The organism is Rossellomorea vietnamensis NBRC 101237, from assembly GCF_001591825.1.
Lineage (GTDB): Bacteria > Bacillota > Bacilli > Bacillales > Bacillaceae_B > Rossellomorea > Rossellomorea vietnamensis.
This window is the reverse complement of record NZ_BCVQ01000088.1, coordinates 1-6,974: the sequence shown is the minus strand read 5'-3', so window position 1 is coordinate 6,974 and position 6,974 is coordinate 1. Positions and strand designations below refer to the sequence as shown.

The following is a 6,974-nucleotide window of genomic DNA, read 5'->3' as shown; positions in this document are numbered from 1 at the left end:
AAAGGATGCATCTCATAAGATGCATCCTTTTTTTGAACGTTTAAAAGATTAAATTGAAAAAGGACTCTGCTGAATTCGGGTAAGAGTCCTTGTCAAAATCATATTAATGATGATCGTATTTAGTTCACTTCTAACTCTTCTTCAAAATAGAATGTGCCTGGATGTTCCTTTACGATATAAGAATACCGCTTCATGTTTTTAACGTATTGCCACTTTAATATTGTCACTGTTTCTCCTGTTTCCTTGATCGTAACCATAGAACCATTACTGAACCGATTTTTTGTGGATTTCATTGGGCACTCCCTTTCATATTTACTCATTATACCACAGTTTACCCTCCATTTTAGAGTCCCATGAGTGATAAACTTGATAAAACGATCACGTTCCACCAAAAGGACCAGAAGGAAGAAGAAAGGAAACGCATTCATGTTAAAAAGTGGAATGCACCCTCGGCAAAAAGGGTTATAAGATGGAGGAGTTAAATTTTGTCGGAGGTCTGACTTTAAAAACTTCCCTCTCAGGAACTTGCTTATTTGTTTCATTACTGTTATTCTATAGAAGAATTATTTTTGTCCGGTATACGAGGGAAGAACAAGATTTGGTTTTCACCTGATATCGCAAGAATAGTAATATATTGTGTGTAACGCACTTTAGGAGGCAACAAACATGGAAAATGGTAAAGTAAAATGGTTTAACGCAGAAAAAGGTTTCGGATTCATCGAAGTAGAAGGTGGAGACGACGTATTCGTACACTTCTCAGCGATTCAAGGTGAAGGTTTCAAATCTCTTGACGAAGGTCAAGAAGTATCTTTCGACGTTGAACAAGGTGCTCGTGGACCACAAGCAGCTAACGTACGTAAAGCATAATCTAACTTTACACATCCAAAAACAGACTCACTTGTGAGTCTGTTTTTTTTATGGATTCATGCCTGTTTGGTACGTATGGATCTACCCAACTAATGAATAGACGGAATTTTTAAAACTTTATATCTTTTTCCTGCATCCAACGCTAAAATAAAACTATAAGCAGGCAGATTGGAGGGAATGTGAATGGAGATGAAAAATTCTGTTGCGGTGATCACGGGGGGAGCATCCGGACTGGGAGAAGCCACGGCACGAAAAATCATGGAAGAAGGGGGAAAGGTTTATATCCTTGACCTCAATAGAGAGAGAAGCTCAACGTTAAAAAAAGAGTATGGGGACTCCATGTTTTATCATGAAACAGATGTAACAAATGAAAAAAGTGTAAAAGAGGCCCTTGAGAGAGCCATGGAAGATTTCGGGGGTTTCAATACAGTTGTGAATTGTGCAGGTATCGCACCTCCTGGAAAAGTGGTGGGGAGAAAAGGAGTCCATTCCCTTGAGAAATTTTCCAAAGTAATTGAAGTGAATTTGATCGGTACGTTCAATGTCATTCGGTTGACTGCAGAAAAGATGATGCAAAACATACCGAATGAGCATGGGGAAAAAGGTGTGATTGTGAATACTGCGTCTGTTGCCGCATTTGACGGCCAAATCGGTCAGGCAGCGTATAGTGCATCAAAAGGAGGAGTCGTAGGAATGACCCTGCCGATTGCCAGGGAGCTTGCCAAGGACGGCATCAGGGTCATGACGATTGCACCGGGATTATTCCATACCCCTATGTTTGACACTCTTCCAGAAGAGGCAAGACAATCCCTTGGAAGCACGGTTCCTTTCCCCAATAGACTTGGTTATCCATCTGAATATGCCCAGTTGGTGAAAAGCATACTCGAAAACCCGATGTTGAATGGTGAGACGATACGCCTGGACGGAGCCATCAGGATGCAGCCTAAATAACCAATGAGTGAATGCATGTTCATTCATTTCTAAATGAAAGCGCTATCCTTTAGACACCAATACGAAATGAGGGAGAGACGTATGAAACATCCTTATTTAACCGAAGAACACAGTATATTTCGTCTGGCTCTGAGGAAGTTTCTACAAAAGGAAGCTTATCCTTTTTATGAGGAGTGGGAGAATAATCGGATGGTTCCGAGATCTTTCTGGGAGAAGATGGGGAAGCAAGGGTTTCTCTGCCCGGACATTGAAGAGGAATATGGGGGAAGCGGGGTCGATTGGGGCTTTTCGGTCATCATTAATGAAGAATTGGAAAGAGTGGGTTCCGGTTTGATTGGAATAGGGCTTCATAATGATATCGTCGTTCCTTATATCTCAGAGTACGGGACAATACAACAGAAAAAGAAGTGGCTTCCTTTATGTGCGAGTGGAAAGATGATCACAGCCATTGCCATGACAGAGCCGGGGACAGGTTCTGATTTAGCCGCCATCAAAACGACAGCGGAGTCAGACGGGGACCATTATATTGTGAACGGGCAAAAGACTTTTATCACAAATGGTATTCATGGAGACCTGGTGATTGTTGCGGTTAAAACGGATCTCCACAGTAAACCGCCTTATAAAGGTGTCAGCCTGTTGGCGATTGAAAGGGATACTCCAGGGTTTTCCAGGGGGCGGAAGCTTGATAAGATCGGATTACACTGCCAGGATACAGCCGAACTCATTTTTGAAGATTGTAAGGTACCGAAAGAAAACCTGATCGGAGAGGAAGGCAGTGGCTTTCACTATTTGATGAATAAGCTGCAGCAGGAACGTCTTATTGTGGCGATTGCAGCCCAAACGGCTTCGGAAGAAATGTTTTCCCTTACGATGGAATACGTGAAGAGCCGTCAAGCCTTTGGAAGGTCCGTCAGTCAATTTCAGAATACCCAATTCAAGCTGGCAGAAATGGCCACTGATATTGAAATGGGCAGAGCTTTTTTGGATGGGTTGATAGCCGAGCATATGCATGGGAAGGACGTGGTGACAAAGGTATCCATGGCCAAGTATAAGCTGACAGAAATGGCCCGTCAAATTGCCACAGAATGCATGCAGCTTCACGGTGGATATGGCTATATGGAAGAATATCCGATCGCCAGGCGATATCGGGATATACCGGTTGCAAGCATTTATGCCGGCACAAATGAAATCATGAAAGTGATCATTGCGAAGAATCTGGGGTTATAGAAAGGGAGAGTGGGATGAGAGAAGTTGTCATTGTTGAAGGGATCCGTTCTGCGGTTGGAAGAAGAAAGGGATCGTTGATGGGGATGAGACCTGACGATTTGGCAGGAGAGATACTTAAAGGATTGGTAGAGAAGTCGGGTGTTGATCCGGGTTGTATCGACGATGTCATTCTTGGATGTGTCACTCAGTCTGGAGAACAGGCAGGAGATATTGCAAGGGTCGCTGCCCTAATAGCGGGTTTTCCGATTGAAGTGCCCGGCACAACCATTGACCGTCAATGTGGATCGAGTCAGCAGGCCGTGCATTTTGCATCACAAGCCATCCTCTCCGGGGATATGGATGTCGTCATTGCAGGTGGGGTGGAGAACATGACCAGAACGCCAATCGGATCTAATTATCAAGGTGCAAATTTTAGTGAAAAGTTAAGGGGAAAACATGAAATCATTCATCAGGGGTTATCAGCCGAGCGAATTGCTGAGAAATATGGTTTTACCCGTGAAGAATTAGATCGGTTCTCCTATGAGAGTCATCAGAAAGCTTTAAAGTCCCAGGAAGAAGGACGCTTTGATCGTGAAATTTATGGTGTGAAAGTACAGGGGGAAGACGGAAATCCATTCTTCTTCACAAAAGATGAAGGACCAAGAGAAGAAACGTCACTCGAAATACTTGGGAAATTAAAACCTGCATTCAAAGAAGAGGGCGTCATTCATGCGGGGAATGCCAGTCAAATCAGTGATGGCGCTGCAGCCCTTCTTCTTATGTCGAGGGAAAAAGCCGACGAATTGGGATTGAAAGCACGTTTTAGGATTCAAACCCGTGTAGTGGTGGGGTCTGATCCGACCCTGATGTTAACGGGGCCCATCCCTGCCACCAGGAAAGCCCTGCAAAAAGCGGGGCTGTCTGTCCAAGATATCGACATCTTTGAAGTGAACGAAGCATTTGCCCCAGTGGCACTTGCATGGTTGAAGGAGATCGATGCGGATCCATCCAAGTTAAATCCGAACGGAGGGGCAATCGCCCTCGGACATCCATTAGGGGCCAGTGGAGCAAGAATCATGGTGAGCATGATGCATGAGCTTGAACGCACAGGAGGAAAATACGGACTGCAAACCATGTGTGAAGGACACGGCATGGCCAATGCCACAATCATCGAGAGACTGGAAGTATAATCATTGAGAGGGACGGACCTTTAAAGGTCCGTCCCTCTCAATGATTATACTTTTTTAATGGAAATGGCGTCGCGCATTTTTTGCAGGGAGGTTTTGGATAGGTCCTTCCGTTTTTTCATGATGTTCACATAGAGGGCATCCACAATGCTCAGCTGACTGATTCTTGACGCAAGGGCTTCCCCGCGGTATTCAGTTTCCTGTGAGACGGTGAATAATGGAATATCGATCCGGCTGCTCAAGGGAGACTTAGCAAAATGAGTGATGCCGATCGTGGTGACATGATTTTTCTTCGCAACCTCCAGCACTTCCAATAGATCTTTATTGGCCCCTGAATGGGAAATAAACACAATCACATCTTCTTCTGTCAGTTGAGAAGCGGATATCAGCTGCATGTGGGAGTCATTATAAGCGTTAGTGGTCATCCCGGTTCGGAGAAACTTATGATGGGCATCCATGGCAATGAATCCTGAACCGCCTGTACCATAAAATTCGATCCTCCTTGCACAAATCATCGCTTGAACGGCTTGCCGGAACGTGTCTTCTTTCATGATGCGCAATGAGTCTTCAAGGCTCCTCATATTGGACCGGAACACCTTCTGGGCAATGACCCCTTCAGTATCCTCTTCCTGGATGGTTTCATGGATATCCTTGATCGGTGCCACAAGATCAGAAGCCAGTGAAATCTTCATCGCCTGGTAGCCTTTGAAGCCTAATCGCTTGCAGAAGCGGAAGACGGTGGCATCTGCAATGCCGAGATCTTCTGCCACGCCACTGATGGTTGAATGGATAATTTTTTCAGGATTAGCAATAATAAAATCAGCAATCATCTTTTCTTTTTCACTGAACTGAGAGTAATGGGAACGGATTCGTGGAAAACAATGTTGAGCCTGATCATCCATGATGGTAGAATACCTCCTATAAGACTTCTGTGAAAATAATTTTAACCTATTTTACGAAATAAAAAAATATTATTTCATAAAAATCCACCACGGAAATTTATTTCGTATTATAATAATAACGGTGAAGTAATCTATATAATCGTACTTGAAAGGAATGAACGTAATGACAAAACAACAAATAGGAGTAGTCGGCGTCGGAGTGATGGGAAAGAGCCTAGCCTTAAACTTTGAAAGCAGGGGCTATTCAGTTTCTATATATGATGTGTCGGATGAAAAGGTAAAAGAAGTACTGGACGAGCATCAAGGAAAGAATTTGGTTGGAACACATGATGTAAGTGAGTTTGTTCAATCATTGGAAGTACCGCGTAAAATTCTTATCATGGTACCTGCCGGTAATATTACGGACAAAGCGATCGATTCATTGCTTCCTCACCTGGATAAAGGGGATATCCTCATTGACGGTGGGAACACCTACTTTGAAGATACGATCCGCCGTAATAAGGCTCTGGATGAGAAGGGAATCAACTTCATCGGTGCAGGAGTTTCCGGCGGAGAAGAGGGTGCGTTATACGGACCTGCCATTATGCCAAGCGGCCAGAAAGAAGCGTACGATTTAGTCGAGCCTTTCCTCACAGCCATCGCTGCCAAGGTAAAAGGGGATGCATGCAGTACATATATCGGCCCGGACGGATCCGGCCATTACGTGAAAATGGTTCATAACGGAATAGAATACAGTGATATGCAACTCATTTGTGAAGCGTATTATCTAATGAAGAATGTGCTGGGTTTAAGTGCTACGGAACTTCATGAAATATTCAAAGAGTGGAACGCAGGGGAGCTTGACAGCTATCTGATTGAAATTACTGCCGATATCTTCACGAAGGTGGATGAAGAAACAGGTAAGCCCCTTGTAGATGTCATTTTGGATACTGCCGGTCAAAAAGGGACAGGAAAATGGACGAGCATCAGTTCACTTGAATTAGGCGTGCCGTTATCCATCATCACTGAATCCGTATTTGCCCGTTTCATTTCAGCCATGAAGGAAGAGCGTGTGAAGGCCAGTAAGATCCTGAGAGGACCTAAAAATAAAGAGTTTACAGGTAATAAACAGGAGTTCATCGAAATGATCCGAAAGGCGTTGTACTTGAGCAAGATCTGTTCTTATGCACAAGGATTCGCACAGCTTCAATCGGCGTCGGATGAGTACAACTGGGATCTTAAACCTGGTGAAATTTCCATGATCTTCAGAGGCGGTTGCATCATCCGTGCCGGCTTCCTGGGAGAAATCAAGAATGCCTATGATCGTGATCCCGGCTTAACGAATCTACTCCTTGATCCATATTTTAAAGAGATTGTTGAAAATTATCAGGATGAAGCAAGGGAAGTAGTGGCAACAGCCATCAAGCTGGGCATTCCTGTACCGGGTCTTGCCAGTGCATTAGCTTACTATGACAGCTATCGTTCTGAGTCGCTGCCGGCGAATCTGCTGCAAGCACAACGGGACTATTTCGGAGCCCATACGTATCAGCGTATAGACAAAGAAGGTACTTTCCATACAGATTGGTTAGCTGAATAATGTAGAACCGCCCTGTGGGTCATCCACAGGGCGGTTTATTTATTCGTCTTTGGTATCGTGTTTTTTCTTTTCGTCACGCTGGTCCTTTTTTAGTTCGTCGATAGGGATGGGATCGACATTTTGTTCACTTTCATGCTGATCAAGGATACTTTCCTGATCCTGCTCGGCATTTTCCGGATTTTGATTCGTTCTTTTGGTCATGATGTACATCCTCCTTTAAATGATAGGTTCTTATACCATACCCCCGGTACAGGGAGAGAAACCTCCTATGGAAGATAGAAAAAA

Annotated in this window: 8 protein-coding genes; 5 read left to right on the top strand and 3 right to left on the bottom strand. The window is 44.1% G+C overall.

The window, feature by feature from the left end; genetic code table 11:
- Positions 1-119: 119 nt before the first annotated feature.
- A complete protein-coding gene (locus BVI01S_RS22805) occupies positions 120-293 on the bottom strand; it encodes a hypothetical protein (RefSeq protein WP_167562135.1) in 174 nt (57 codons plus the stop codon).
- A gap of 373 nt (positions 294-666) precedes the next feature.
- Here BVI01S_RS22805 and BVI01S_RS21600 point away from each other — a divergent pair, with 373 nt between their 5' ends.
- The 4 genes from BVI01S_RS21600 (at position 667) to BVI01S_RS21585 (ending at position 4,214) form a co-directional block, all read left to right on the top strand.
- A complete protein-coding gene (locus BVI01S_RS21600; RefSeq protein ID WP_034763533.1) occupies positions 667-867 on the top strand; it encodes a cold-shock protein in 201 nt (66 codons plus the stop codon).
- A 183-nt stretch (positions 868-1,050) separates the two neighbouring features.
- Complete coding sequence (locus BVI01S_RS21595; protein WP_061811524.1) at positions 1,051-1,818, top strand: 3-hydroxyacyl-CoA dehydrogenase; 768 nt, start codon at positions 1,051-1,053, stop codon at positions 1,816-1,818.
- 81 nt (positions 1,819-1,899) lie between these two features.
- On the top strand, positions 1,900-3,045 hold the full coding sequence (locus BVI01S_RS21590; protein ID WP_034763538.1) for an acyl-CoA dehydrogenase family protein: 1,146 nt from the start codon (positions 1,900-1,902) through the stop codon (positions 3,043-3,045).
- Positions 3,046-3,059: 14 nt separating this feature from the next.
- Complete coding sequence (locus BVI01S_RS21585) at positions 3,060-4,214, top strand: thiolase family protein (protein WP_061811523.1); 1,155 nt, start codon at positions 3,060-3,062, stop codon at positions 4,212-4,214.
- A 44-nt stretch (positions 4,215-4,258) separates the two neighbouring features.
- Here the strand turns inward: BVI01S_RS21585 and BVI01S_RS21580 are convergent, their stop codons facing one another.
- Entirely contained in the window at positions 4,259-5,113 is an 855-nt protein-coding gene (locus BVI01S_RS21580; protein WP_034763543.1) for a MurR/RpiR family transcriptional regulator, read from the bottom strand.
- 163 nt (positions 5,114-5,276) lie between these two features.
- Here BVI01S_RS21580 and gnd point away from each other — a divergent pair, with 163 nt between their 5' ends.
- On the top strand, positions 5,277-6,689 hold the full coding sequence (gnd, locus tag BVI01S_RS21575; protein WP_034763545.1) for an NADP-dependent phosphogluconate dehydrogenase: 1,413 nt from the start codon (positions 5,277-5,279) through the stop codon (positions 6,687-6,689).
- Between the two features lie 39 nt (positions 6,690-6,728).
- On the opposite strand, the gene BVI01S_RS22800 is transcribed toward gnd, so the two are convergent.
- A complete protein-coding gene (locus BVI01S_RS22800; protein ID WP_167562134.1) occupies positions 6,729-6,890 on the bottom strand; it encodes a YczO family protein in 162 nt (53 codons plus the stop codon).
- Positions 6,891-6,974 lie beyond the last annotated feature (84 nt).

Bases quoted from the DNA above. Each gene is read 5' to 3' on its own strand.
- BVI01S_RS22805 (WP_167562135.1), bottom strand. From the start codon at position 293: ATGAAATCCACAAAAAATCGGTTCAGTAATGGTTCTATGGTTACGATC.
- BVI01S_RS21600 (WP_034763533.1), top strand. From the start codon at position 667: ATGGAAAATGGTAAAGTAAAATGGTTTAACGCAGAAAAAGGTTTCGGA.
- BVI01S_RS21595 (WP_061811524.1), top strand. From the start codon at position 1,051: ATGGAGATGAAAAATTCTGTTGCGGTGATCACGGGGGGAGCATCCGGA.
- BVI01S_RS21590 (WP_034763538.1), top strand. From the start codon at position 1,900: ATGAAACATCCTTATTTAACCGAAGAACACAGTATATTTCGTCTGGCT.
- BVI01S_RS21585 (WP_061811523.1), top strand. From the start codon at position 3,060: ATGAGAGAAGTTGTCATTGTTGAAGGGATCCGTTCTGCGGTTGGAAGA.
- BVI01S_RS21580 (WP_034763543.1), bottom strand. From the start codon at position 5,113: ATGGATGATCAGGCTCAACATTGTTTTCCACGAATCCGTTCCCATTAC.
- gnd (WP_034763545.1), top strand. From the start codon at position 5,277: ATGACAAAACAACAAATAGGAGTAGTCGGCGTCGGAGTGATGGGAAAG.
- BVI01S_RS22800 (WP_167562134.1), bottom strand. From the start codon at position 6,890: ATGACCAAAAGAACGAATCAAAATCCGGAAAATGCCGAGCAGGATCAG.